The organism is Herbidospora sakaeratensis (assembly GCF_001570525.1).
Classification (GTDB): Bacteria; Actinomycetota; Actinomycetes; order Streptosporangiales; family Streptosporangiaceae; genus Herbidospora; species Herbidospora sakaeratensis.
Genome location: NZ_BBXC01000007.1, coordinates 354,156 through 378,472 on the forward strand (window position 1 = coordinate 354,156; position 24,317 = coordinate 378,472).

The 24,317-nt window shown below is 72.4% G+C and carries 23 protein-coding genes and 1 pseudogene; 12 read left to right on the forward strand and 12 right to left on the reverse strand.

Annotation, left to right across the window (positions count from 1 at the left end; genetic code table 11):
• Positions 1 to 7 precede the first annotated feature (7 nt).
• The 7 genes from AW271_RS01500 to AW271_RS01530 are packed head-to-tail and all read left to right on the forward strand — an operon-like array spanning position 8 to position 7,095.
• Positions 8 to 958: a glycosyltransferase family 2 protein gene (locus tag AW271_RS01500; protein ID WP_245652888.1), complete on the forward strand. Its 951-nt coding sequence runs from the start codon at positions 8 to 10 to the stop codon at positions 956 to 958.
• On the forward strand, positions 955 to 1,962 hold the full coding sequence (locus AW271_RS01505; protein WP_062330568.1) for a glycosyltransferase family 2 protein: 1,008 nt from the start codon (positions 955 to 957) through the stop codon (positions 1,960 to 1,962). The genes AW271_RS01500 and AW271_RS01505 overlap by 4 nt, the downstream gene beginning before the upstream one ends.
• A complete protein-coding gene (locus AW271_RS01510; RefSeq protein WP_169806256.1) occupies positions 1,959 to 2,885 on the forward strand; it encodes a lysylphosphatidylglycerol synthase domain-containing protein in 927 nt (308 codons plus the stop codon). The genes AW271_RS01505 and AW271_RS01510 overlap by 4 nt, the downstream gene beginning before the upstream one ends.
• A complete protein-coding gene (locus AW271_RS01515) occupies positions 2,882 to 3,847 on the forward strand; it encodes a class I SAM-dependent methyltransferase (protein WP_218007912.1) in 966 nt (321 codons plus the stop codon). Before AW271_RS01510 ends, AW271_RS01515 begins: the two co-directional genes overlap by 4 nt.
• Positions 3,844 to 5,031, forward strand: coding sequence for an endonuclease/exonuclease/phosphatase family protein (locus tag AW271_RS01520; protein ID WP_062330572.1), 1,188 nt, complete (start codon positions 3,844 to 3,846; stop codon positions 5,029 to 5,031). The genes AW271_RS01515 and AW271_RS01520 overlap by 4 nt, the downstream gene beginning before the upstream one ends.
• A 4-nt stretch (positions 5,032 to 5,035) precedes the next feature.
• Positions 5,036 to 6,052 carry a glycosyltransferase family 2 protein gene (locus tag AW271_RS01525; RefSeq protein ID WP_062330574.1) on the forward strand — a complete coding sequence of 339 codons (1,017 nt, stop codon included), beginning with the start codon at positions 5,036 to 5,038 and terminating at the stop codon, positions 6,050 to 6,052.
• Entirely contained in the window at positions 6,049 to 7,095 is a 1,047-nt protein-coding gene (locus tag AW271_RS01530; RefSeq protein WP_062330576.1) for an endonuclease/exonuclease/phosphatase family protein, read from the forward strand. Before AW271_RS01525 ends, AW271_RS01530 begins: the two co-directional genes overlap by 4 nt.
• On the opposite strand, the gene AW271_RS01535 is transcribed toward AW271_RS01530, so the two are convergent.
• Together AW271_RS01535 and AW271_RS01540 are read right to left on the reverse strand one after the other, a co-directional pair.
• A complete protein-coding gene (locus tag AW271_RS01535) occupies positions 7,040 to 7,537 on the reverse strand; it encodes a DUF6461 domain-containing protein (RefSeq protein ID WP_083975929.1) in 498 nt (165 codons plus the stop codon). The genes AW271_RS01530 and AW271_RS01535 overlap by 56 nt on opposite strands.
• Positions 7,513 to 8,490 (reverse strand): alpha/beta fold hydrolase, encoded by a 978-nt coding sequence (locus AW271_RS01540; RefSeq protein WP_062330580.1) that lies wholly within the window; start codon positions 8,488 to 8,490, stop codon positions 7,513 to 7,515. The genes AW271_RS01535 and AW271_RS01540 overlap by 25 nt, the downstream gene beginning before the upstream one ends.
• Positions 8,491 to 8,575: 85 nt before the next feature.
• Here AW271_RS01540 and AW271_RS42100 point away from each other — a divergent pair, with 85 nt between their 5' ends.
• Both AW271_RS42100 and mug read left to right on the forward strand, forming a co-directional pair.
• Complete coding sequence (locus AW271_RS42100) at positions 8,576 to 9,163, forward strand: CGNR zinc finger domain-containing protein (protein WP_062330583.1); 588 nt, start codon at positions 8,576 to 8,578, stop codon at positions 9,161 to 9,163.
• Complete coding sequence (gene mug, locus AW271_RS01550; RefSeq protein WP_245652889.1) at positions 9,160 to 9,666, forward strand: G/U mismatch-specific DNA glycosylase; 507 nt, start codon at positions 9,160 to 9,162, stop codon at positions 9,664 to 9,666. Before AW271_RS42100 ends, mug begins: the two co-directional genes overlap by 4 nt.
• On the opposite strand, the gene AW271_RS40500 is transcribed toward mug, so the two are convergent.
• Positions 9,656 to 10,138: a multicopper oxidase domain-containing protein gene (locus AW271_RS40500; protein WP_062330585.1), complete on the reverse strand. Its 483-nt coding sequence runs from the start codon at positions 10,136 to 10,138 to the stop codon at positions 9,656 to 9,658. The two genes, mug and AW271_RS40500, sit on opposite strands and share 11 nt — an antisense overlap.
• A 364-nt stretch (positions 10,139 to 10,502) precedes the next feature.
• Positions 10,503 to 11,228 (reverse strand): annotated as a pseudogene (locus AW271_RS43045) (hypothetical protein); the annotation flags it as partial.
• Between the two features lie 18 nt (positions 11,229 to 11,246).
• Between AW271_RS43045 and chrA the strand changes: the two are divergent.
• Complete coding sequence (gene chrA / locus AW271_RS01560; protein ID WP_157553851.1) at positions 11,247 to 12,362, forward strand: chromate efflux transporter; 1,116 nt, start codon at positions 11,247 to 11,249, stop codon at positions 12,360 to 12,362.
• Between the two features lie 8 nt (positions 12,363 to 12,370).
• Here the strand turns inward: chrA and AW271_RS01565 are convergent, their stop codons facing one another.
• From AW271_RS01565 to AW271_RS01595, 7 genes are all read right to left on the reverse strand, one after another.
• Positions 12,371 to 13,297, reverse strand: a complete 927-nt coding sequence (locus AW271_RS01565; protein WP_083975936.1) for a ThiF family adenylyltransferase — start codon at positions 13,295 to 13,297, stop codon at positions 12,371 to 12,373.
• Position 13,298: 1 nt separating this feature from the next.
• Positions 13,299 to 13,976: a hypothetical protein gene (locus AW271_RS01570; protein ID WP_062330589.1), complete on the reverse strand. Its 678-nt coding sequence runs from the start codon at positions 13,974 to 13,976 to the stop codon at positions 13,299 to 13,301.
• A gap of 68 nt (positions 13,977 to 14,044) precedes the next feature.
• Positions 14,045 to 14,776, reverse strand: a complete 732-nt coding sequence (locus AW271_RS01575) for a class I SAM-dependent methyltransferase (protein WP_062330592.1) — start codon at positions 14,774 to 14,776, stop codon at positions 14,045 to 14,047.
• Positions 14,773 to 15,570, reverse strand: coding sequence for a DeoR/GlpR family DNA-binding transcription regulator (locus AW271_RS01580; RefSeq protein WP_062330594.1), 798 nt, complete (start codon positions 15,568 to 15,570; stop codon positions 14,773 to 14,775). The genes AW271_RS01575 and AW271_RS01580 overlap by 4 nt, the downstream gene beginning before the upstream one ends.
• Positions 15,567 to 16,862, reverse strand: coding sequence for a family 4 glycosyl hydrolase (locus tag AW271_RS01585; RefSeq protein ID WP_062330597.1), 1,296 nt, complete (start codon positions 16,860 to 16,862; stop codon positions 15,567 to 15,569). The genes AW271_RS01580 and AW271_RS01585 overlap by 4 nt, the downstream gene beginning before the upstream one ends.
• 52 nt (positions 16,863 to 16,914) lie before the next feature.
• Positions 16,915 to 18,927, reverse strand: coding sequence for a DUF4832 domain-containing protein (locus AW271_RS01590; RefSeq protein ID WP_169806257.1), 2,013 nt, complete (start codon positions 18,925 to 18,927; stop codon positions 16,915 to 16,917).
• A complete protein-coding gene (locus AW271_RS01595) occupies positions 18,927 to 21,269 on the reverse strand; it encodes a DUF4832 domain-containing protein (protein WP_062330601.1) in 2,343 nt (780 codons plus the stop codon). The genes AW271_RS01590 and AW271_RS01595 overlap by 1 nt, the downstream gene beginning before the upstream one ends.
• A 145-nt stretch (positions 21,270 to 21,414) precedes the next feature.
• Between AW271_RS01595 and AW271_RS01600 the strand changes: the two genes are divergently transcribed.
• Both AW271_RS01600 and AW271_RS01605 read left to right on the forward strand, forming a co-directional pair.
• Positions 21,415 to 22,302, forward strand: coding sequence for a carbohydrate ABC transporter permease (locus tag AW271_RS01600; protein ID WP_062330603.1), 888 nt, complete (start codon positions 21,415 to 21,417; stop codon positions 22,300 to 22,302).
• A 12-nt stretch (positions 22,303 to 22,314) separates the two neighbouring features.
• On the forward strand, positions 22,315 to 23,178 hold the full coding sequence (locus tag AW271_RS01605) for a carbohydrate ABC transporter permease (protein WP_062330605.1): 864 nt from the start codon (positions 22,315 to 22,317) through the stop codon (positions 23,176 to 23,178).
• On the opposite strand, the gene AW271_RS01610 is transcribed toward AW271_RS01605, so the two are convergent.
• The gene (locus AW271_RS01610) at positions 23,148 to 24,308 is read right to left on the reverse strand and encodes a Gfo/Idh/MocA family protein (protein WP_062330606.1); all 1,161 of its coding nucleotides are present in this window, start codon (positions 24,306 to 24,308) and stop codon (positions 23,148 to 23,150) included. The genes AW271_RS01605 and AW271_RS01610 overlap by 31 nt on opposite strands.
• Positions 24,309 to 24,317: the final 9 nt, after the last annotated feature.

Genomic DNA, 24,317 nt, shown 5'->3' on the forward strand with positions numbered 1-24,317 from the left:
AGACCCGATGACCCTCGTGTCGATCGTCATCCCGGCCTACAACGCCGCCAAGACCCTCCGGCTCTGCCTGGCCTCAGCGCTGGCCCAGACCCACCGTCCCCTCGAAGTGATCGTCGTCGACGACGCCAGCACCGACGGCACCGCCGAGACGGCCGCCGAATACCCCTGCGTGGTGGTCCGGCAGCCGTACAACCAAGGGGTGTCGGCGGCTCGCAACAGCGGGGCCGCGCGGGCCCGCGGCGAGGTGCTGTTCTTCCTCGACTCCGACGTCGCCCTCGCGCCCGACGCGGTGGCCGCCGCCGTGCGCCTGCTCGCCGCCGACCCCGGTTGCGGGTGCGTCTACGGGGTGTACGACCGGGAGCCGCTCATCGACGACGGCCCCGTCGAGGTCTACCGCACCCTCCACCTGCACCACGCGCTGAGCCGGGGCGCGGGCCCGACGGCGACGGCGGTCTTCGCCCTGGCCGCCCTGCCCCGGGCGGTGTTCGAGCAGGTCGGCCCGTTCGACGTCACCCTGCGCGCGGCCGAGGACGACGAGTACAGCGAACGGCTGCTGGCCGGGCACCGCATCCGGTTGTCCGGCGCGATCACCGGCCGGCACGACGAGGCCGACCGGCTGCTGCCGCTGCTCGCCGAGCAGTTCCGGCGGGCCCGGCTGCTGCGCCGGTCGGCCCGCAACCGCCTGCGCAAGGACGCGCTCGTGGTCAACCGCGTGAGCGGGGTCGCCGCCGCCGCGCTCACCCTCGCCACCCTCCCGCTCGGCCCGATCCTGCCGGTGCTGCCGGTGCTGTTCCTGCTGGCGTTCGCGGCGGCGGATCCGCCGCTGGCCCGGTTCGTCTGGCGCGAGCGCGGGCCCGCCTTCCTCCTCTACTTCGTCGCGGTGCACTTCCTCGTCCACACGGCCCTGCTCGCCGGGGCGGCGGCCGGATGGCTCCCCAGAAAGGCCGGTGACTCATGAGACCGCTGGTCTCCGTGATCATCCCCAACTACAACTACGGCTACGTGCTCGGGCAGTGCCTGGAGGCGGTCCGCGCGCAGACCTATCCCGACGTCGAGATCGTCCTGGTGGACGACTGCAGCACCGACGACTCCGTGGCCGTCGCCCGCGCCATGGGCGTCGAACCGCTCAGCACCCCCCGCAACGGCGGCGTGTGCGTGGCCCGCAACCTCGGCGTCGAGCACGCCAGCGGCGACATCCTGTTCTTCCTCGACTCCGACGTGGCCCTGGCCCCCGACGCCGTCGCCGAGGCGGTCGCCCTGCTGTCGGCCGACCCCGCGATCGGCGCGGTCAGCGGCAACTACGAGGCGATCCCGCTCAACCGGGTCAGCCTGGTCCGCGAGTACCGCAACCTCTACCGCCACTACTGGTATCTGGTCGCCGAGGGCCCGATCACCGGCTTCCTGCCGGTCGCCATCATCGCCTTCCCGGCCCGCGTCTGGGCCGAGGTCGGGCCGTGGACCGACGCGCTCACCCAGTCGGAGGGCGCCGACGTGGGCGAACGCCTCGCCGACCGCGGCCACACGGTGGTGCTCACCTCGGCCGTACGCGGCCGCCACGACGACGACGCGCAGCTGCGCACCGCGCTCTGGAAGGTCTTCACCCGCACCCGCATGCACGTGCCCTTCTTCCTGCAACGCCGCTACGCCGCCGGCGTGGTCGGCTCGCCCGAGTCGGGCGCGAGCCTGGCCGCCGCGCTGGCCGCCGCCACCCTGCCGGTGCCCCTGCTGACCGGCCTGCCCTGGACCGCCGCGCTGCCCGTCCTGCTGCTGCTGTCGTGGTTCTGGATCGACCGCCGGATGTACCGGTTCGTGCTGAGCAGCCGGGGTGTCGCCTTCACGCTCTACTTCGCCGCGATGCACTTCCTGATCAACCTCACCATCGCCGCCGGGGCCGGCGTCGGCATCCTCCAGTGGCTGACCTCGCGCTCGTTCCGCCGCCTGTACACGCGGGTGCCCGCGTGAAGCGGGTGCTGCGCTGGGCCGCCGTCGTGCTCGTGCTCGCCTTCTTCGGCTGGCAGCTCTGGCGGGTCCGGCACGGCGTCGGCGACAGCCTGCGCCAGGTCGGCTGGTCGACCTCGGTCCTGGCCGCCGTGCTCGCGGCGGTCGGCGGGCTGCCCGGGTTCTTCGCCTGGCGGCTGCTGCTCGGCGGGCTGGGCACCCGGTTGACGCTGCCGGTCGCGGCGCGCGTCTTCTTCCTGGCCGGGATCACCCGGTATCTGCCCGGCGGGGTCTGGCCGGCGGTCGCCCACGCGGCGATGGCCCGGCCGCTCGGCGCGCCGCCCGCCCGGCTCGCCGGGGCGTTCGTGGCCACGCAGGGGCTCGGGGTGGTGTCCGGGCTGCTGGTGGGGCTGATCGCGCTGCCGTGGCTGGTGGCCGCCGAGCCGATCTGGTGGGCGCTGCTGCCGCTCCTGGGCGCCTCGCTCGTCCCGCTGGTGGCGCCGCGGCTGCTGGAACGGCTGCTCGGGACGGCCCAGCGGGTGCTGCGCCGGGGCGGGGGAGAGCCGGTGCGACTGCCGGGGCGGCGCACGCTGCTCACCGTCACCGGGCTGCTGGCCGTCGGCTGGCTGATCAGCGGCCTGCACGTCGGCGTGCTCGCCATCGCGCTCGGGGCCTCGCCCGCCGGGGCGTTGTCGGTCGGGATCGGCGGGTTCGCGCTCTCCACCGTGGCCGGGATCTTCACGCTCGTGATGCCCTCGGGGCTCGGCCCGCGCGAGGTCGTGCTCGGGCTCACCCTCGCCACCCTGCTGACCGGGCCCGCGCTGATCACGCTGGTCGCGCTGAGCCGGGTGCTGATCACCGTCGTCGACGTCGTGTCGACCGCCGTCGTCCTGGCGGTGTTGTCCCGGACCCGTATCGCCCCTCTCGCCGAAGGAGTGTCGTCATGACGTCTCAGCTCAAGCACCTGACCCGGCAGGTTCCGGCCGGGCCGGTGTCGGGGGCGCTGCTGCGGATGATCGGCGCCGTGCCGTTCGCCGACCGGCCGTTCGCGTGGCTGGAACGCCACCCGGGCGTGCACGGCGTGGTGCTGTCGGCCTTCGGGCTGCGCCGCCCGATCTTCATCGACCACCCGATCGACCCCGAGCCCAGGTTCGGCCACGGCCGGCCCGCCCACGGCGAGCTGACCACCCTGATCGAGCGGGGCCGCGACCGCTACGCCGGCCGGCTGACCCGCTTCGGCGACCTCGCCCCCGCCCTGGCCGCCATCCCCGTCCGCGACCGGCCGTCGGGCAGCACGCCCTACTGGGACAACGGCTGGTTGCCCCCGCTGGACGCCCTCGGCCTCTACGGCCTGCTCGCCGAGACCGACCCGCGCCGGTACGTCGAGATCGGCTCCGGCAACTCGACCAAGTTCGCCCGCCGCGCCATCGCCGACCACGGCCTGCGCACCCGGATCACCTCGATCGACCCCGCCCCCCGCGCCAACGTCGACGCGCTCTGCGACGTGGTGGTCCGCAGCCCGCTCGAACGCGCCGACCTGTCGGTCTTCGCCGGCCTCGAACCCGGCGACGTCGTCTTCCTCGACGGCTCCCACCGGGTGCTGATGGGCTCCGACGTGACGGTGTTCTTCTTCGAGGTGCTGCCGCTGCTGCCGCCCGGCGTGCTGGTGCACCTGCACGACATCATGCTGCCGTTCGACTACCCGCCCGAGTGGCGCTGGCGGCACTACTCGGAGCAGTACCTGCTGGCCGCCTTCCTGCTCGGCGACCCCGGCCGCTACGAGGTCGAACTGCCCAGCGCGTTCGTCCAGCACGACCCGGAGCTGCGCGGCCTGCTGCGCCCCCTGTGGGAACGGCTCGGCGTCACCCAGCACTACCTGCCCGCCTCGTTCTGGTTCCGGCGGACATGAGGCGCACGCTCACCTGGGCGGCCGTCGCCGTGCCGGCGGCCTGGCTGGCGGTCACGGTCGTCAACTGGCTGAGCGGGGACTTCTGGTGGTGGGGCGGCGGCGCGCCGCTGGTGGTGTTCTTCGCCGTCCCGCTGCTGGTCGTCGCGGCCGCGCCGATGGTCCTGCTGCGCCGCCGGGTGCCGTCGCGGCGCGACCGGGCGCTGGTCAGCCTGGCGGCCGCCGCGCTGGTGCTCGTGGCGGCGCGCTGGGCGCTGAGCGGGCGCACCTGGCTCTGGGTCGTGCCCGACCTGGTGATCCCGCCGGTGTTGTTCCTGCTGGTCCCGGCGGTCCTGCTGCCGGCCGCCCCGCTGGCCCGGGGGGCCCGCCGGTGGACGGCCGCCCTCGCCGCCGGGGCCCTGGCGCTGGGCGCGACCCAGGCCGGGGTGCACGTCGGCGGGGGCGGCGGCCCGGCCCCGCCGGGCGCGGTGAAGGTCGTCTCGTGGGACGCCTACTGCTGGGACACCGACGACGACCCCGAGCAATTCTGGCGCTACCTCAAGAAGTGGCGGGCCGACGTCTACCTGCTCCAGGAGCACTCGGGCTGCGGCCCGGGCGCGCCCACCCCCATCGACGACGCCGACCGGCTGCGCCGCGAGTTCCCCGGCCACCACATCACCACCCTCGACGGCCTCCTCACCCTCTCCCGCTTCCCGGTCACCGCGCGGGCGGCGGTGGGGGAGACGGCCAACCCGTACGCGCCCAGCTGGCGGCACGCCGCGCTGCGCACCGACCTCGCCATCGGCGGGCACACCGTCTCGGTCTACAACGTGCACCTGTTCGACCAGCTCTACCTGAGCGCCAGCCCCCTGTCCCCGCGCTTCTACCAGGCCATCGCGACCCTCGACACCGCGCGGAAGGCCCAGTTCGACGCGCTGGCCGCCGACCTCGCCGCCAACCCCAACCCGGTCGTGGCCGCCGGCAACTTCAACACCCTGCCCGGCACGGGACACCTGCGCGCCCTCGACGGCCTGACGGCCGCCCAGGGCCCCCTCCTTCCGGCGACCCTGTCGTTCGCCGGGCTGCGCCTGTGGCGCATGGACTGGACCTTCACCTCCCCGGAGCTGGCCGTCCACGACTACGACCTGCACTCCCCGGACGGCCTGTCCACCCACCACCTGCAAGAGCTGCTCATCTCGGAGGTGTGACCCCATGGAAGCCCCCCTGGTCACCGTCATCGTCCCGACGTACAACCACGCCCGGTTCCTCCCGCTGGTCCTGACGGCGATCCGGGAGCAGACCCACCACCCGCTGGAGGTCGTCGTCGTGGACGACTGCAGCACCGACGGCTCGGCCGAGGTCGCCGCGTCGATGGGCGTGCCGGTGCTCCGCACGCCCGGCAACGGCGGCCCGGCCGCCGCCCGGAACCTCGGCGCCGCCCACGCGAACGGGGAGATCCTCTTCTTCGTCGACTCCGACGTCGCCCTGGCCCCCGACGCGGTCGCCACCGGCGTGGCCCTGCTGGCGGCCGACCCGACACTCGGCGCGGTCTGCGGCATCGAGGACCCCGACCCGCTGATCCGCTCCACCCGCACCGAGGACTACCGCGCCCACCAGCACCACTACTGGTCGATCGCGTCGGAGGGGGAGGTGTCGTTCCTGTGGTCGGCGATGTTCGCCATCCGCGCCTCGGTGTTCCGCGAGACCGGCCCGTTCAACCCCGAGCTGCGGCACACCGAGGAGGTCGACTACGGCAGGCGTCTCAGCGATCATTACCGGGTGCGGATCACGCGCGCCGTCCGCGGCCGGATGGGCCACGACCGCGAACTCCCGACCCTGCTGCGCAAACTGTTCCAGCGCGGCCGCCTGCGCGTGCCCCTCTACGCGCGCCAGCGCCGCTTCGCCCAGGGCTACGAGACCCCCGCGCGGGCGCTGGCGTCCCTGGCGTCGGCGCTGGCCGTGCTGACCCTCCCCGCGCCGTTCCTGCTCGGCGCGTGGTGGGCGCTCTTGCCGGCCCTGGCGCTGGCCGCGTGGGCGCTCGGCGACGCCGGCATGTTCCGGTTCGTCTTCGGGCGCAAGTGCCCGCTCTTCGGCGCCTACTTCGTCGCCGTCCACTTCGTGGTCGGCCTCGTCATCCTCGCGGGCGTCGCGGCCGGCGCCCTCCAGTGGCTGGCGTCCCCGTCCTTCCGGCGCCTGTACGACGCCCGCACCCCCGAGCCGGCCCGTTGAGGAAGGCGGCCGGGCTCGCGGCGGCCGGCTGGCTCGGCTTCGTGATCCTGCACCACCTGCTCACCGGCCGGTTCTGGTTGTGGCTGATCCCCGACCTGATCCCGCCCGCGCTCTATGTGGCCGTCCCGGTCGCGCTCCTGGCAGCCGCCCGCTGCCGGGGCCGCGCGGCCCTGCTGGCCGCCGGGTCGCTGCTGCTCGGCGCCCCGCACGGCGGCCTCAACCCCGCCGCCCTGCTCGCCCCGGACGGCCCGCCCCCGGCCGGGGTGGTGCGGGTGTTCTCGTGGAACACCGAATACTGGCACCAGGACGACGACCCGGAGGCGTTCTACCGCTTCCTCACCGACCAGCACGCCGACGTCTACGTCCTGCAGGAGTACCTCAACTGGGTGGACGACCGCCCCCGCGAGGTCGACGACCTCACCGCCCTGCGGCGGGAGTTCCCCGGCTACCACGTCGCGGCCGAGGGGGAACTCGTCACGCTGTCGCGCTTCCCCATCGTGGCCGCCCGCCCGGTCGTCACTCCGGGCGGTTCCTCGTGGCAGGACGCCTTCGACCTCGCCAAGATCCTCCGCACCGACCTGCGAATCGGGTCGTCGGCCCTGTCCGTCTACAACGTGCACATCCCGGCCCAGTACGTCCTGAACGAGAACCCGTTCACCCCCCGCTTCTACACCGAGCTGCGCAGCCGGAGCGACCGCCGCGACGCCCAGTTCCGCGGCCTGCTGGCCGACCTCGCCGCCAACCCCTCGCCCGCCCTGGTCAGCGGCGACTTCAACAGCACCGGCGCGATGGGCGAGCTGCGCCCCCTGTTCGACCGGCTGACGAGCGCGAACACGGCGAACCGATCGCCGTTCCCGACGTCGTGGTACGCGGGCGTGCTCCCGCTGTGGCAACTCGACTGGACCTTCACGACGGGCGTGACCGTCCACCACAGCGAATTGACCGACCCGCGCGGCCTCTCCGACCACCGGGCCCAGTCACTGGCGATCAGCCTCCACGGAGTTCGGCACCGAGGACGGGCCGCCGCAGGTCCGCCAGAGTGATCACCACGCCCGTCACCCGGGAGGCGAGGGCGAGGGCCATCTGGTGCGGGTTGTCGAGGGAGTCGTGGGCGGCCGGGTCGACGCCCAGCTCGCGCAGGTGACGGTTGAGCCCGTCGGGGTCGGCGCCGTGGCGGTCGACGGGGTGGCGCGGGTGGAGGGCGGTGACGAGGCGGCCGTCGACCGCGTAGGAGACCTGGTCGTCGGCGTAGTCGTGCCGGAGCACCGCCACGGCGTCGTCCCAGGCCTCGGGGTGGGCGGCGAGGAAGGCGTCCACGAACACCCGGGCGACCCGGCCGCGGTCGCTGACGGGGTGGCCCTGGTCTCGCGCCCAGGCGCGGACGCGGTCGGAGACGTCCCCTCCGAGCGTCCGGTGGGTGACGCGGAGGGGGTGAAGCCGAGGTCGCTCACGGGCGCAATCTATCGGGGCAGGGCGGCCAGCCAGTCGGTCAGGATGCGGTTGACCTCCTCAGGGCGTTCCTGCTGGATCCAGTGGCCGCAGCCGTCGAGCAGGTGCGAGGAGACCAGCCCCGGCAGCGTGGCGGGATAGGCGGCGATGGCGTCGGCCATCCACGTCGTGGTGGCGTCGAGGGCGCCGCCGGCGAATAGCGACGGCTGGGTGATGGGGGCGCCGTCGAACTCGGCCAGGTCCTCCCAGTCGCGGTCCATGTTCCGGTAGCGGTTGAGCGCGCCGCGCAGGCCGGTGCGCTCGAACTCGGCGGCGTAGACGTCGAGGTCGTCGTCGCTCAGCCACGCCGGCAGCCGGTCGGCGGGGAAGCGGTCGCGCAGCCGGCCGCCCGGGGAGACGTAGTGGGGATCGCGGTCGTGCGGCATGGTGTCGCCCGACAGGGCGGCGTAGACGCCGGCGAGCCAGCCGCGCACGTCCGGCTCGATCTCGGCCTCGGCCCGGCCGGGCTCCTGGAAGTAGCTGATGTAGAACTCGTCGCCGCCGCCCATGGCGGCGAAGATCTCGGTGGGCCGGGGCCCGCCGCGCGGGGCGTAGGCGACGCTCAGCAGCCCGACCGCGCGGAAGACGTCGGGCCGCAGCAGGGCGGAGTGGGCGGCGATCGAGGAGCCCCAGTCGTGCCCCACGACCACCGCCGACCGCTCGCCCAGGGCGTGCACCACGGCCACGTTGTCCTCGACCAGCTCCACCATCCGGTACGCCGCCACGTCGTGGGGCTTGGACGACCGCCCGTACCCCCGCACGTCGATCGCGGCGACGCGGTAGCCCGCCTCGGCCAGCACGGGGATCTGCCGCCGCCACGAGTACCACGACTCGGGGAACCCGTGCACGAGCAGTACGAGCGGCCCCGAGCCCTGTTCCACCAGGTGGATGCGGCCGGCGTCGGTCTCGACCAGGCGATGGGTGATCGTCGGCTCTCCGGGAACGTTCATGCCTCCATCATCCGACGGACACGAACGCGGTGTTGCCCACGCTCCGTAACCTGTCAAACCATATATGAAGGGTTACACTGGAGAAGTGCGGCCGGACACGCTGATGGGACTGGGCGGACACCCCGCCCTCGACTTCCTCAACAGCCGCCTCGTGTTCCACCGGGAGACGATCGAGCTCCTCGGTGACGGCCCGGCGTACCTCGACTGGCTGGAGGCTGAACACCTCGTCGACGCGGACGACCGGGCGGCGATCGAGGCGGGTCCCGGCCTCGACGCCGCCGCCCGCGCCGCCGTCGAGCTCCGCACGTCGTTGCGACCGGTGGTCGCGGCCTGGGCGGCCGGTGCGCCGGGCACGCCCGGCGACGCGACCCTGGCCACGCTGAACGGGCTGGTCCGGGCCGGGCGGCCGTGGCGTGAGGTGGTCCACGCCGACGACGGGCTCGCCTTCCGGTCGCGCCGCGCCTGGGACGGCCCCGAGGCGCTGCTCGCGCCGGTCGCGGAGGCGGTCGCCGACCTGTTCGTCCACGGAGACCGGGCGCTGGTCCGGCCGTGCGACGACACGACCTGTACCCTGTGGTTCTACGACACCACCAAGTCGCGGCGGCGGCGCTGGTGCTCCATGGCGATCTGCGGCAACCGCGCCAAGGTCCGCCGCCACCGGATGGCCACGTGAACCCGCTGCCCGACGTCCTCGCCGACGACCTCGACGTCGTGTTCGTCGGCATCAACCCCGGCCTCACCTCGGCCGCCCGGGGGCACAGCTTCGCCACCCCCGGGAACCGGATGTGGCCCGCGCTCCACCGCTCCGGATTCACCCCCCGGCTGCTGCGCCCCGAGGAGGAGCGCGACCTGCTGTCCTTCGGCCTCGGGCTCACCACCATCGTGCGCCGGCCGACCGCCAAGGCCGCCGACCTCGCCGCCGGGGAGTACGTGGCCGGCGGCCGCGACCTGATCGCCCGCATGGAACCCCTGCGGCCGCGATGGCTGGCCCTGCTCGGCGTCACCGGTTACCGCCGGGCCTTCGGCGCGGCGGGCGCGACGATCGGGCCGCAGCCCGGCCGCCTCGCCGGGGCGCGCGTGTGGGTGCTGCCCAACCCCAGCGGGCTCAACGCCCACTACCCGCCCGAGGCGCTCGCCGCCGAGTTCACCCGGTTCCGGCTGGCGGTCACGCGATGATCCGCCACGGGCGCATCATCTCGTTGTCCTCGTGTTCGAGCATGTGGCAGTGCTGGATGTACGTCGCCGGGAGCGCGGCCCCCTCGGGCAGGTCGAAGCGCAACACGATCCGGGTGACCATGCCCGGCTGCGCCACGGTCGTGTCGAGGCGGCCCGTTTCGTAGTCGCCGGGCGCGATCGGCTCGCCCCGCAGGTGGCGCGCCAGGTCCGGCCTGGCCTCCGGCCGCCGTCCCCCGGCGATCCAGGCGTCGTACGCCGCCCGGTAGCCCGTCGTGTCGAGGCGCTGCCGGTCGAGCAGGTGGAACTGAACCAGGTGGACGTGCATGGCGTGGCCGTCGCCCGAGAGGTTGACGTACTCCCAGATCTCGGTCGTGCCGGCTTTGGGGAAGTCCTCCACCGGGTCGTCGAAGAGGCGCTGGTTGATCGCCAGGTGTGTGGACTTTCCCTTGGCGTCCCGGTTGGCGATCAGCACGAACTGCCGCCTCGGCAGTCCGGGGGTCGGGGGCGGCGCGGAGGCCGCCGTCGGTGCCGATGAGCCAGAAGGGCCGCCGCGACCCGCCGTCCTGGAACCAGAAGTGGAAGTAACGCTGGTTGGAGCCGTTGAGCAGGCGCAGCCGGTAGCGGCGCGGCTCGACGTCCAGATAGGGGTGGGCCTTGCCGTTGACGACCGGGATCGCGCCGAAGAAGTTCGGGTTCCACTTCGGGTGGTAGGGCGTCGGGCCGGTGTCGGGGTAGGACAGCGCCCCGCCGGGGGTGAGGTCGCGATCCTGGAGGATCAGCGGCACCTCGAAGTCGCCCTCCGGCAGGGGCAGGCTCTCCTCGACGTCGTCGCGGATCAGGTACAGCCCGGCCAGCCCGGCGTAGATGTTCAGCCGGGTGATCGCCATGGCGTGGTCGTGATACCAGAGCATCGTGGCCTGCTGCTCGCTCGGGTAGGCGTAGACGACCTCGTTCGGCGCGGCCCCCGGCCGCGTCGTGTACGCCGGCCCGTGGACGCCGTCGGGGGTGAACCACGCCTCGGGATGGCCGTCGAACTGCGGCGGGTCGAAGCCTCCGTGGAGGTGGGGGACGGTCCAGACGTTCGGCAGGGCGGGGAAGTCACCCGGGTTCCGGCCCCCGGGCGGGTCGGGCGGCACGCCGGGGACCTCCCGCCAGAGGGTCACGTCGACCGCCGGCTCCAGCAGGTGCGTTCTCGGCAGCTCGTTGCGGTAGCGGACCACCACGGGCGTGCCCCGGCGGGTGACCAGCACCGGGCCCAGGTAGCCGAGACCGGCCCCGTCGGAGGCGTGGAACCCCCACGTCTCGGTCGGCGGCAGGTCGCGGTGGAAGCGCCAGGCGGCCTGCCGCATCGTCAGTTCGTAGTAGTCGGACCCCGGGACGACCGACCGGCGCGGGGCCGCCGTCGGCAGGCGGGGCACCTGGTCGACATACTTGGCCAGGGCGGTTCCGCCGCCGAGGGGCCCGACGACGTGAAGACCGGTGAAGCCGAGTGCGACCTGGGCGAACTGCCTTCGCGTCAACTCCACCGATACCCCCCATTTTGTGATTATTTGACTACTCATGGTAACCGGGGTGAATCAGTGCTGCGCGAGGTGGCGCTCGTCTTCCTCAAGCTGGGCGTCATCGCCTTCGGCGGCCCGGCCGCGCACACCGCGATGATGCGCGACGAACTGGTGCGCCGCCGGGGCTGGGTGACCGACCAGCGGTTCCTCGACCTGATGGGCGCGACCAACCTCATCCCCGGCCCCAACTCCACCGAGCTGGCCATCCACCTCGGCTACGACCGGGCCCGCTGGCGCGGGCTGCTGGTGGCCGGGGTCTGTTTCATCGTCCCGGCCGCGCTGATGGTGACCGCCCTGGCCTGGGTGTACGTCACCTACGGCGGCACCCCCGAGGTCCGGGGCATCCTCTACGGGGTCGTGCCCGCCGTCATCGCGATCATCGCCCACGCCCTGGTCGGCCTGCTGCGTACCGCGATCAAGAACGTCTGGCTGGCCCTACTGGCGGCCGCGGCCCTGGCCGCCTACCTCCTCGGCGTCAACGAGCTGCTGATCCTGGCCTCGGGCGCGGTGCTGGCCGGGGCCGTCCGGGCCGCCGGCCGGGGGCTGCTCGCGGCGCCCTTCCTCGGGCCGGTCGCGGGCGGGCTGCCGGTCTTCCCCGATCCGACCGGCGGGCAGCTCACGCAGCTGTTCCTGACCATGCTCAAGATCGGTTCGGTTTTGTACGGCAGCGGCTACGTCCTGCTCGCCTTCCTGCGCGGCGACTTCGTGGAACGGCTCGGCTGGATCACCGGCCAGCAGCTCGCCGACGCCGTCTCCGTCGGCCAGGTGACCCCCGGGCCGGTCTTCACCACCGCGACCTTCATCGGCTACCTGGTCGCCGGCCCGGTCGGCGCGTTCCTGGCCACCGTGGCGATCTTCCTGCCGTCGTTCCTGTTCGTCGGCCTGCTGACCCGGCTCACCGACCGGCTGCGCTCGGCCGACTGGACCGCCGCCCTGCTCGACGGCCTCAACGCCGCCGCCCTCGCCCTCATGGCCGGGGTCTCCTGGCAACTCGGCGGCACCGCGATCGTCGACCCGCTGACCGCCGCCATCGCCGTGGTCACCCTGGTGCTGCTCTGGGCGACCCGGCTCAACAACGCCTGGTACATCGCCGCCGGAGCCGTCATCGGCCTGGCCCACGCCCTGCTCACCTGATCACGTGATCAGCCGTGCAGCGCGGCCGGGTCGAGGTGGTAGCGACCCGACGCGACCGGCTCGCCGAGCAGCAGACGGCGGGCGGCGTCGGTGACCGCGCCCGCGCCCACCGCCACGTCCGAGGCGAGCTGCGGCCAGCTCGCGAGGGTCCGGCCGACCTCCGGCAGGGACGCGCGCATCCGGGGGCTGAGCGACTCCTCGGCGAACATGGCCAGCACGTGCCGGATCTTGTCCTTGGGCGCCAGCCCGATCAGGTCGTCGGCCCTGACCTCGCCGAGGAGGCCGTGGAAGATCGGGCGGCCGGGTTCGAGGTCGAAGCGTTCGACGTCGAGCATGCCGCGGTCGCTGGTGCTCATCAGCACCGGGACGCGCCGGGCGCGGGCCCGTTCCCGGAGCGCCACCTTGACGTAGAGGTCGTCGCACTCTTCGACGACGAGGTCGAGGCCGTCGAGGAAGGCGTCGACGTTGGCCGGGGTGACGCCCTCGCGGAAGGGCTGGACGTCCAGGTAGGGGTCGATCTCGTACATCTGCCGGGCGGTCACGACCGTCTTCTCCAGGCCGAGGTCGGGCAGCCCGGCCCGGATGCGGTTGAGGTTCGTCAGGTCGAGCCGGTCGAAGTCGGCGATCCTGAACGACCCCCCGACGCCCTCCATCGTCAGGGTGAGGGCGGTGCCGTTGCCGACCGACAGGCCCACCACGCCGATGCGGGCCGCGCCGAGCCGCCGCTGCTCCGCGGGGGTGATCTTGTTCCGGTTGCGGTCGGTGCGCAGCCGCCGGAACTCCTCGGCCGGATGGGTGCGCACCAGCACCGCCGACCACGGGTACCAGACCCACGTCCCGAAACCGAGGGGGTCGTGGACGCGGCGGACGACGCCGGAGTCGAGCAGGTCCTTCGCCTCGGGCTCGGTGAGCAGGGACGGGCGCCATTCGTCCACGTCACACCGCCGTGTAGCCGACGGTGTCGCGCACGACGTCCAGAATCTGGGCGCGCGTCGCGTAGCTGAGGAAGACCCGCTCGGCCCGCCCGCGCGGCGGGAAGTGGCCGTCGACGCACAGGATCGTGGTGGCCGTGCCGTAGGTGGACCGGAACGCGACGTCCTCGAAGGCGACCCAGGTGTCCCAGTCGGCGTCGAACAGGTCGAGCGCCGTCGCCCGGATCAGCCGCGCCATCGTCAGCGACAGACCCGAGCCGCGCACCCGGGGATGCAGCCACAACCCGCCGACGTGGGCGATCCGGCCCGACAACGCGGGCACGGGCGTGGCGAGCTCGATCCCGGCCGCCATCTCCGGCGGGACCGGGTCGAACCACAACGCGAGCGACTCGACCAGCGCGGCGAAGTCGCGGGTCACGAAGAGACGCCCCGCGCCGCAGGCGACGACGTCGCCCTTCTCGTCGAGCGCGGACAGATGGAAGGCCGAGCCGGGCGCGATCCGGCTGCGGGCGGGGTCGAAGGTCGGGTTGACGCCGTCGGCGCCCATGGCCGCGCCGACGGCGGCGGCCCAGTCGTGCAGGTCGCCGGTCACCTGGAGGCGCAGGCCGCGCCGCCCGGCCCAGTCGGCCGACGCGGCGGCGAGCTCGCGGACCTCGGGCCGCCGGAAGAAGATCCCCCTCATGGCCACCAGGCTCGCCGGTCGGCCGGAACCGGGCGATAGCGCGAGCGGGACAGTTGGGTGGACGCCGCCTAGGGCCGCCGCGCCACGAAGACCAACTCGTGGCCCGGCCGGTCGGGTGCCTCGCGCACCTCGTCGACGACGAGGCCGTGCTCCCGCAGGTCGCGCTCCACCTCGGCCCGCTCACGGAAGCGGAGCGTCGACTCCGAGACCAGCACCTCCCCGTCGGCGAACACGTGGACGCCCCGGAAGCTCACGAACGGCAGGCTGACGCCGGTCAGCTCGGCCCACGTCTCGACCCGGCCGACGCCCGGGAGGTCGGTCACCCGCCGGGTGGTCGCGCGGCTCCACCCCGCCCAGTCGTCCCACACGCGCCGGGCCGGATCGCGCGTCTCGAAGACGAACCGGCCGCCCGGCGAAAGCGCCGCGTACGCGCCGCGCAGCGTCGTGTGCCAGTCGTGCGGATCGACGATCGCCTGGGCGGCGTTCCCGGTCATCGTCACCAGGTCGACGCGCATCGGCGGCAGGTCGCCCGCGTCGCCGTCGAGCCAGCGCACCCGCTCCGCGCCCGGCTTGCCCCGTGCGACGTCGACCGACGCCCGCGCCGGATCGATCCCGGTGACCGTCAGGCCGCGCGCGGCGAGCAGCAGCGCGAGCACGCCCGTGCCGCACCCGACGTCGAGCACCGACCGCGCGCCGAACTCCTCCGCCATCGCGACATAGGCGTCGAGGTCGCTGCGGTCGGGGTCGAGCGGATCGTAGATCGCGGCCAGCCGCGGATGCCCGTAGTTCGCGTCGTTCACGGGATCAGGTCGATCGTGAGGCCCGCGTCGCGCAGCCCGGCGACGAGCCCGGGGTCGGCCTCGCGGCCGGTGATCAGGAGGTCGGCCTCCGGCAGGGCGCAGATCGGGGCCAGCCCCGTGCGGCCCAGCTTCGACGAGTCGGCCACGACCACGTGACGGCGCGCGGCCCCCAGCATGCGGCGCTTCATCTCGGCCTCCAGCAGGTGGACGCCGGTGACGCCCGAGACGGCGTCGACGCCGTGGCAGCCCAGGAACAGCGTGTCGGCGTTGATGCGGTCGAGCATCAGCGCGCCCATCGGGTCGACCAGGGCGTGGGTCGACGGGCGCAGCGTGCCGCCGGTGAGCAGCACGGTGACGCGGGGGATCGCGGGCTCCAGTTCGACCGCCACCCGCAGGCTGTTGGTGAAGACGACGACGTCGGTCAGCTCGGGCCGGGCGACCAGCGCCCGGGCCAGGAACGTCGTGGTGGTGCCGGCGTCGATCACCAGGCTCTCGCCGCTGACGACGAGGGCGGCGGCGTGGCGGGCCAGACGGGTCTTCTCGACGGCGGCGCTGCCGAGCGCGACCTCGAACGACGGCTCGGCGGGCCGCGCCGGCCGGGCCGGGATCGCGCCGCCCCGGACGCGGCGCAGCGAGCCCTGCCGGTCGAGCAGCTCCAGGTCGGCGCGGATGGTCACGCTGGTGACGCCGAACAGCCCGGCCAGGTCGGTCACCCGGACGAACTCGTGCTCCAGCACCATCGAGACGATGCGCTCCCGGCGGGTGTCCGCGGCGACGTCCGCCACGTCGGTCATCGGCGCCCGCCCCGCAGGCCCGGCGGCAGCAGCGCGCCATGGGCGTCGAGCAGTTCGTCGCACAACTCCTCGATGGCCGCCAGGGGCAGGGCGGCGGAGGTGGCAGGGTCGAGCATCACCGCTTGGTACACCGCCGATCGTCTCTCCTCCAGGGCCGCGGTCACGGTCAACTCAACCACATTGAGGTAGGTCCGGTTCAACGCCGCCAGCTGGACCGGCAGCGCCCCGATCGGCACCGGCCGCACGCCCGCGCCGTCCACGTGCGCGGGCACCTCCACGCACGCCTCCGGCGGCAGGTTGTCGATGAGCCCGTGGTTCGGCAGGGTCAGGTAGACCTCGCGCGGGGTCCCGGTGAGCATCGAGTGGATCACCTCCGAGGCCATCTCGAAGTGTTTCCACCGGGCCAGCAGCGGTTCGCCGGAGGCCAGTGAGCCGCGCAGCCGCTCGTAGGAGTCGAGCTTGCGGGCGCTGCGCCGCAGCGCCTCGTCGACGGGCAGGCCGAGCCGCTTGACCTCGCCGTCGTGCGGGAGGAACCACGGCACGTACTCGGCGGCGTGCTCGCTCGACTCGGTCGGATAGTGGCCGAAACGGCGGTAGATCTCGCCGCGCACGTCGTGGTCGCCCGCGATCAGGGGGTCGAGGTCGGGGTAGAGCGAGCGGCCGCCGCTCTCGAAGCGCAACACGAACGCCTGGTGGGTGACCCCGGCCGTACGGAAGTCGATCTCGTCGAGTTCGCGGCCGACCAGGTCGGCCAGCAGGGCGTGGGTGTCGCGGACGGCGTGGCACAACCCCGCGACGTTGCGCAGCGGGCTGCCCGCGCGCACCGCCCAGCACAACGCGGCCATCGGGTCGGTGTAGGTGAGCAGCCAGGCGTCCGGGCAGCGCCGGGCCATGTCGGCGGCCAGGCCGAGCATCTCGGGGATGGTGCGCAGCGCGCGGAAGACGCCGCCGACGCCGATCGTGTCGCCGAGGGTCTGGCGGAGGCCGTACCGGCGGGGGATCTCGACGTCGCGCAGGAGGGCGTCGTAGCCGCCGACGTCGAACTGGCAGACCACGAAGTCGGCGCCGTCGAGCAGGGCGGGCCTGGTCAAGGCGGCCTCGACGCGCGCGTGCGCGCCGGTCTCCGCGTTCAGCCGGGACGCCAGCGCCTCGGCGGTCGCGAGGCGGCCGGGGTCGACGTCGTGCAGGGCGATGTGGAGGGCGCCGGCGAGGTCCGTACCGGAGAACAGATCCGAGAGGATCTTGCGGGTGAGTTCGACGTTGCCGGCTCCGGTGATGACGATCTTGGCCATCCGAAACCTCCCGGAGGAGCGGCCACCGCCCGGAGGCGGTGGCCGCCCGCTGCTATTCGAAGCGGATCTCGTCGATGGTGATGGTGGAGTTGCCGCCGTACCAGAAGCCCATGGTCAGCTGGCTGGGGGAGTTGCGGTTGATGCCGTTGGCGGCCATCGGGATGCGGATGTCCTGGTAGGCGGTGGTGACGACCGGGTGCGCGCCGCCGTCGAGGGTGTAGTCGGCGAAGAGCTTGGTCGAGCCGCCCAGGCCCAGGTTGAAGTGGGTCTGCTCGCCGCCGGCCGCGCCCTTGACCCGGATCACCAGGTGGGTCTTGGACGTCAGGTCGACCCCGACGTCGCTGCCGAACCAGCCGCAGTTGTTGTAGCGCAGGTTCAGCGCGCCGCCGGTGACGACGCCGGAACCGCCGCCGTCGAGGAAGCAGTTCGCGCCGGTCCACTTCCCGAGGTCGTTCTGCGACGGCCAGGCCGGAGTCCCGTTGTAGTCGTCCAGCACCAGCCCCGTGGGACTGGGCGAGGGTGACGGCGAAGGCGAAGGCGAAGGCGATGGTGATGGAGATGGTGATGGGGATGGAGAAGGACTGGGTGAGGGGGACGGGCAGTTCGGGGCGCACTGGCCGACGGTGAAGGCCGGGGCCAGCACGTTGTAGCCGCCCGCCGCGTGCCAGGTCCCCGTGTTGGCGAACCTGATCGAGTACTCCGCCCGCGACCGCAGCCCGGCGGCCTGGTCGGGCAGCCACAGGGCCAGCCGGTAGGTCCCGGGCGCCACGTTCGACGGCACGGTCACCGTCTGGGTCGCCACGGTGTGCGCGCCGGGCGTCCAGCGGCGCGGGTCGAGGCCGGGCACGGCGAGGTCGTACCGGCGGGCGCCGTCGTCGAGCACCAGGAAGACCGGGCGCTGCTTCACCGGACCGGCCCACCCGTCGTTGCGCAGGGTGGCGGAGAAGGTCAGCTGCCCGCCGGGCTGGACCGAGTCGGAGAAGTTCGCGCCGACCAGCCGGAGCCGGTAGCCCATCTTGCGCTTGAGCCGCACGAACGCCGTCTCGGCCGGGTCGTCGCCCGAGGCCGCCAGGTTGGTGGCCTTCCACTTGTTGGTGTTGACCGCCGCGTAGTCCTCGTTGATCTCGGTGAAGTTGAGCTTGGCCATCTCGGTCTGGACGTTGACCCCGGCCGCGTCGTTGTAGCCGTCGGAGTTGCAGGTCTCGCCGCCGGTGATGGTGTTGAAGCCGGTGGACGTCATGCGGTCGTACATCCACTGCTTCTTCACTTCGATGTCGAACCAGCCCATCCACGAGTTGTTGTCGTAGGTCCCCATGTCGTTGTAGTCGGCCAGGAAGCAGTCGTTGTGGAAGCCGATCCGGTCCTTCTGCGCCTGGGTGAGCGAGGGCGAGTCGAGCATCTCCTTGATGAAGATCGGATAGCGCATGGCCAGCGGGATCGTGGCCGGGGTGGTCTCCAGGACCCTGGTGACGATGCGGAGCCGGGTGGCGTACTGGTCCTGGTTGAAGGGGTCGGAGTAGGCGCCCGTGTGCCACTCGCCCCACGCGCCCAGATAGCCGGTCTCCAGGTGCGCCACCACGTCGGCGTTGGCGGTCAGCACCGCGCCGACCTGCGTGACGTGGCCGAGGATGCGCGCCTCGGGCACGGAGGCCCAGCCGTCCCAGGTGTAGGCCGGGCGCAGCACGATCTTCAGGCCGGCCGCGCGGACCGCCGCGAGGCCGCTCGCCAGGTTGTCGAGCAGGGCCTGCGGGAGGGTGTCGGTCCCGCTGTACTTGTCGAGGTGCAGGTAGCTGTGGACGAGGGTGTTGCCGTTCTGCCTCGCCCGGGAGAAGGTGCGGTCGAGCAGGTCGGGGTTGAAGCCGGGGATGGTGGCCGCGTTGACGTAGTCGTTGACGGCCGGGTCATTGATGATCTCGTAGCGGTTGTGGTAGCCGCGCTCGGGGTTGGCGATGACGGTGGCGAGGTCGGCCTGGTAGGTGCGGGTCTGCGCCTCGGCGGTGCCGATGACCAGGCCGGTCACCATCAGGGCCGCCGCCGCGACCACGGCGCTCGTTCTTCTCGGCATCATTCGAACCGGATCTCGTCGATGGTGATGGTGGAGTTGCCGCCGTACCAGAAGCCCATGGCGAGCTGGCTGGGGGAGTTGCGGCTGATGCCGTTGGCGGCCATCGGGATGCGGATGTCCTGGTAGGCGGTGGTGATCACCGGATGCGCGCCGCCGTCGAGCGTGTAGTCGGCGAACACCTTGGTCGAGCCGCCCAGGCCCAGGTTGAAGTGGGTCTGCTCGCCGCCGGAGGCGCCCTTGACCCGGATCACCAGGTGGGTCTTGGACGTCAGGTCGACCCCGACGTCACTGCCGAACCAGCCGCAGTTGTTGTACCGCAGGCTGAGCGCGCCGCCGGTGACGACGCCGGAACCGCCGCCGTCGAGGAAGCAGTTGCCGCCGGTCCACCTGCCCAGGTCGTTCTGCGAGGGATAGGCGGGCGTGCCGTTGAAGTCGTCGAGCACCAGCCCGGTGGAGGCGCCGGGGTCGGTGACCACGGTGACGGTGTTGCTCACCGGCGACAGGTTGCCCGCGGCGTCCCGGGCCCTGACCGTGTAGGCGTGGCTCGTGGAGGCGGACAGCCCGCTGTCGGTGTACGTCGTCCCGGTGACGGCGGCGACCTGCGTGCCGCCCCGGTAGACCTGGTAGCCGGTGACCCCGGTGTTGTCGGTCGCCCCGCTCCACGCCAGCGACACCGACGACGAGGTCTTGCCCGTCGAGGTCAGCGTGGGCGCGGTCGGCGCGGTGCAGTCGCCGGTGCAGGGCCCGCCGCCGGTGCTGACCGAGCCGAGGTTCACCCAGCCGTCCGAACCCTGGTTGGCGTTGGCGAACGACAGCGGATAGGGCGGCCGCCACCGGTCGATCGTGAAGTCGGACAACCGGGTCGCGGCCGGCCGGTTGCGCAGCACGGTCTGGGTGACCGCCTCCAGCGGGTTCCGCACCCGCAGCACCAGCGAGTACGACCCGGCCGGCACCCCCGCCGTGCTGAGGTTGGCGGAGAAGTTCACCGGCCGGCCGAAGTCGAGGTACTCCGAGGTGTTCCAGTCGGGGAACGCGCGGATCCTGAGCGGCTGCACGGTCCGGATGTCCCAGTCGGTGTCCCACGTCTTCACCACGGCGCCCGCGCCGTTGCGCAGCCCGAGCACGAACGTCCACGGGTAGTAGAACGGGGCCACCCCGTCGTTCTGGACGGTCACCCCGACCTTGAACGTCGAACCGGCGGAGGCGTTGAAGTTGGCCTGCGGGATGTGCAGGTTGTAGCCCATCTTGCGGACCCCGGCCGCCACCTTCGGGTCGGTCGGGCTGTAGCCGCCGGCCCCGGTCTGGTTGATCATCCACGAGATGTGGGTGAGCTCGGTGGCCGCGAGCACGTCGTCGACCTGGCCGCCGCCGGCGGGGTAGTTGGCGTACAGCGAGCCCTGGATCTCGGGCCGGGCCTCGCCGCCGATCGACTGCTCGGTCCACCGGTTCTCGGTGCCGGTGTCGAGCATGATCTGGGTGAACGCGTCGTCCCAGCCGTTCATCGACCGGGGCAGGGTCATGCTCTTGAGCTGGTTGCCGCGCCACTCCTTGTAGGGCCACGAGTCGTCGTGGAACCCGATGTCGGCCGACTCCGCGCCCGCCAGGCCGGGGTAGCGCACCTCCAGCTGGAGGTTGTCGAAGGCGGCGTCGTAGGCGTTGATCAGGGTGCGGATCGTGGTGTCGCTCGGCATCAGGTTCGGGTAGCCGTCGGCGGCGTCGCGGTCGTACGGCCACGTGTGCCACTCGCCCCACAGGCCGACCAGGCCCAGCGACATGAAGCCGGCCCGGGGGTCGTCGTCGTAGCGGGCCGCGAAGGCGTTGATGAAGCTGATGAACGCGGCGATGACGTCGGGGTCGTCGTAGTCGGGGCTGACGGTGCCCCAGAACCCGTTGGCGCGCAGCGCCGTCTTGCCGTTGAGGCAGGGCGGGATGCCGTTGCCCGGGTGGGAGCCGGTGCCGCCGGGATACTCGACGTAGAACCGGAAGGCGAGCTGGCGGCCCCAGACGGCGGCCTCGTCGAGGGCCTTCTCGAAGACCGTCCAGTCGAAGACCGAACAGCTCGACGGGTCCTTCATGACCTCGTTGAGGGCGAAGTAGCTCCACAGGACGCCGCCCGGGAACTTCGCTCCGTAGTCGTCGCCGGGGAACAGGTAGGGCGCGAACCCCTTGAGGGGCTGGCCGACCGGCGTGTTGGCGTAGGTGTAGGTGTGGGTGGTCAGTGCGGTGTCGGGGGCCGGACCGGCGGGCGGCCGGGGCGGCGGACCGGCCGCGGCCTCGGCGGGGAGGGCCTGGCCCAGGAGCAGGGTCGTGAGGGCGGTCAGGGCGGCGAGCCAACGCTTCATGGGGGCCTCGGTTTTCACATCGAAACCTGGACGTAACGAATTACAAACAGGAATCTTCGCTTTCGCAACCCTCCGTGAGGTACTTATGATTAGCTCTTGACAAATTTTCGCTAGCCTACATCATTACTTCCGGAAAGGGGCGCGCATGCAGGCGGTTCTGAGGAAGCGTGACGACCGGGTGGCCGGCTGGTTGTTCCTGCTGCCGGTGCTGGTCGGTTTCCTGATCTTCTACGCCTATCCGACGGTCCGCGGCGTCTGGTACTCGTTCACCGACTACAGCCTGCTCAACGACCCCGCCTACGTCGGCGCCGACAACTACCGCGAGCTGGTCGGCGACGGGCAGTTCTGGAACGCCCTCAAGGTCACCGCCTACTACGTCGTGGTGAACATCGGCTCCCAGACCCTGCTCGCGCTCGGCCTGGCCGCGCTGATGCACCGGCTGACCCGGTCGGTCGTGCTGCGCGCGGCGCTGCTGGTGCCGTGGCTGGTGCCGAACGTGACGATCGGCCTGCTCTGGGCCTGGCTGCTCGACCCCGACCTGGGCTTCGTCAACCACCTGCTCGGCGTCGTCGGCGTCGACACCACGTTGTCGTTCAACTCGCCCACCTGGGCGATGCCGCTGGTCGCGCTGGTCAACAGCTGGGCGTACACGGGATACACCGCGCTGCTGCTCTACGCCGGGATGTTGCAGATCCCGCAGGGCCTCTACGAGAGCGCGTCGATCGACGGCGCGGGGGAGGTGCGCATGTTCCGGTCGATCACGCTGCCGCTGCTGCGGCCGATCATCGCGCTGGTGCTGGTCGTGTCGCTGATCGGCTCGTTCCAGATCTTCGACACCGTCGCGGTCGTCTACGGCGGCAAGGCGCCGATCCCCGAGGCCCGCGTCATCTACTACTACATCTTCCAGCAGGCCTTCACCTACTTCCACATGGGCTACGCCGCCGCCGTGGCGATGGTCCTCGTGCTGGTCCTCGGCGTGCTGACCGCCGTGCAGATGCGGATGCTGCGCGCGTCCCGGTCGGACCTGGGCTAAGGAGCTCCCCCCATGCTGAAGCGCGCCTCCTGGCTCGCCCTCGTCGCGGCGCTCGTCGTGACCGTCTTCCCCTTCTACTGGATGATCCGGACGGCGCTCACCCCGGCCGCCGACCTGTTCCGCGACTCGACCGCGCTCTGGCCGTCGAACCCGACCCTGATCAACTTCACCCGTGTGCTCGGCCTGGTCTCCTCCGAGGAGGCGCGGGCGGCGGGCGGATCGGGCGCCGAGATCGACTTCCTGCTCTACACGACGAACTCGCTCGTCTACAGCGGCCTGATCGCGGTCGTCCAGACGTTCTGCTGCGCGATGGCCGGCTACGCCTTCGCGCGGTTGCGTTTCCCGGGGCGCGACCTGGTGTTCGGCGTCATCGTGGCGGCCCTGATGGTGCCGCCGATCTTCACGCTGCTGCCCAACTTCGTGCTGGTCAAGCAGCTCGACCTGGTCAACACCTTCCCCGGGCTGGTGCTGCCGAGCCTGCTCATGACGCCGTTCGCGGTGTTCTTCCTGCGGCAGTTCTTCCTGTCGATCCCGCGTGACGTCGAGGAGGCCGCGACGCTGGAGGGCGTCGGCCGGTGGGGCATGTTCTGGCGGATCGTGTTGCCGATGAGCCGGGGGCCGCTCATCACGATCGGGCTGACCACGATCGTGTGGAGCTGGAAGGACTACCTGTGGCCGCTGCTCGTCGGCAAGGCCGAGGAGACCCGCGTCCTCACGGTCGGCCTGGGGGTGTTCCTGCAGCAGTCGCCGAACCGGGCGCCCGACTGGACCGGCCTCATGGCGGGGTCGGTGTTGTCGGTCGTCCCGGTCCTGCTGCTGCTCGTCTTCCTGGGCCGGCGGCTGGTTCAGTCGCTCAACTTCTCCGGCATGAAGTAGCGCAGTGTCGCGGCGTCGAGGGGCGGCACGTCGAACGGCGTGCCGCCGTCGCGCAGCGACAGGGTGGCCAGGTAGCCGGCCGCGACGCTCATCCGGGCCGCCACCGGCGAGGTGTCGGTGGGGCCGCCGTGCCGGGCGAACCGGAGGAACTCCTCCATGATCGCCTCGTCGGCGCCGCCGTGCCCGCCGGTCGCCGCCGGCACCCGGTACGTGTGGTCGGGTTCGCGGCAGGCCGACTGCCCGCTGTTCCAGACCTGCACGACCGAGCCGGGGCCGTCGCCGAGGTTCTCCAGGCGGCCGTGCGTGCCGATGACGGTGTAGTTGCGCCAGTAGTCGGGGCTGAAGTGGCACTGCTGGTAGGCGGCGATGACGCCGTTGTCGAGGCGCATGTTCATGACCGACACGTCCTCGACGTCGATGAGGTGGTGCAGGCCCGTCGACGCCGACGGCGGCCAGGGCCACTCGCGCAGCCAGCCCTCGGCCGGGGGTGTGCCCGGCGGGCGGCGGTCGAGGTTCCCGTACATCATGAGATCGCCGAAGGCGCTGACCCGTTCGGTGTAGCCGCCGGCCAGCCAGTGGATCACGTCGAGGTCGTGGGCGGCCTTCTGCAGCAGCAGGCCCGTGGTGCGGCGGCGGTCGGCGTGCCAGTCCTTGAAGTAGTACTCGCCGCCGCGCCCGACGAAGTGGCGCACCCAGATCGTCTTCGGCTCGCCGATCTCCCCGCGCGCGATGACCTCGCGCATCAGCCGGACCACGCCCATGTGCCGCATGTTGTGGCCCAGGTAGAGGCGGGTGCCGGTATCGGCGGCCGTGCGCAGGACCTCGTCGCAGTCGGCGATCGTGATGGCGAGCGGTTTCTCCAGGTAGACGGCCTTGCCCACGCGCAGCGCCGCGATGGCGATCTCGGCGTGGGTGTCGTCGGGGGTGGCGACGAGCACGGCGTCGACCCCGTCGTCGTCCAGCAGGTCGCGGTAGTCGGTGAAGGCGCGCTCGGCGGGCAGCCGGGTCAGCGCGGCCGGGTCGGTGTCGCACACGGCGGTGATCCGGCACCCCCGGCCCGGGCGGTGGGCGGTCGCGGCGAGGGTCGAGCGTTGTCCGGCGCCGATCACGCCCAGGCGGAGGTCGTGCATGTCGCGTCC

Bases quoted from the DNA above. Each gene is read 5' to 3' on its own strand.
- AW271_RS01500 (WP_245652888.1), top strand. From the start codon at position 8: ATGACCCTCGTGTCGATCGTCATCCCGGCCTACAACGCCGCCAAGACC.
- AW271_RS01505 (WP_062330568.1), top strand. From the start codon at position 955: ATGAGACCGCTGGTCTCCGTGATCATCCCCAACTACAACTACGGCTAC.
- AW271_RS01515 (WP_218007912.1), top strand. From the start codon at position 2,882: ATGACGTCTCAGCTCAAGCACCTGACCCGGCAGGTTCCGGCCGGGCCG.
- AW271_RS01520 (WP_062330572.1), top strand. From the start codon at position 3,844: ATGAGGCGCACGCTCACCTGGGCGGCCGTCGCCGTGCCGGCGGCCTGG.
- AW271_RS01525 (WP_062330574.1), top strand. From the start codon at position 5,036: ATGGAAGCCCCCCTGGTCACCGTCATCGTCCCGACGTACAACCACGCC.
- AW271_RS01540 (WP_062330580.1), bottom strand. From the start codon at position 8,490: ATGAACGTTCCCGGAGAGCCGACGATCACCCATCGCCTGGTCGAGACC.
- AW271_RS01570 (WP_062330589.1), bottom strand. From the start codon at position 13,976: ATGAGGGGGATCTTCTTCCGGCGGCCCGAGGTCCGCGAGCTCGCCGCC.
- AW271_RS01580 (WP_062330594.1), bottom strand. From the start codon at position 15,570: ATGACCGACGTGGCGGACGTCGCCGCGGACACCCGCCGGGAGCGCATC.
- AW271_RS01585 (WP_062330597.1), bottom strand. From the start codon at position 16,862: ATGGCCAAGATCGTCATCACCGGAGCCGGCAACGTCGAACTCACCCGC.
- AW271_RS01590 (WP_169806257.1), bottom strand. From the start codon at position 18,927: ATGCCGAGAAGAACGAGCGCCGTGGTCGCGGCGGCGGCCCTGATGGTG.
- AW271_RS01595 (WP_062330601.1), bottom strand. From the start codon at position 21,269: ATGAAGCGTTGGCTCGCCGCCCTGACCGCCCTCACGACCCTGCTCCTG.
- AW271_RS01600 (WP_062330603.1), top strand. From the start codon at position 21,415: ATGCAGGCGGTTCTGAGGAAGCGTGACGACCGGGTGGCCGGCTGGTTG.
- AW271_RS01605 (WP_062330605.1), top strand. From the start codon at position 22,315: ATGCTGAAGCGCGCCTCCTGGCTCGCCCTCGTCGCGGCGCTCGTCGTG.
- AW271_RS01610 (WP_062330606.1), bottom strand. From the start codon at position 24,308: ATGCACGACCTCCGCCTGGGCGTGATCGGCGCCGGACAACGCTCGACC.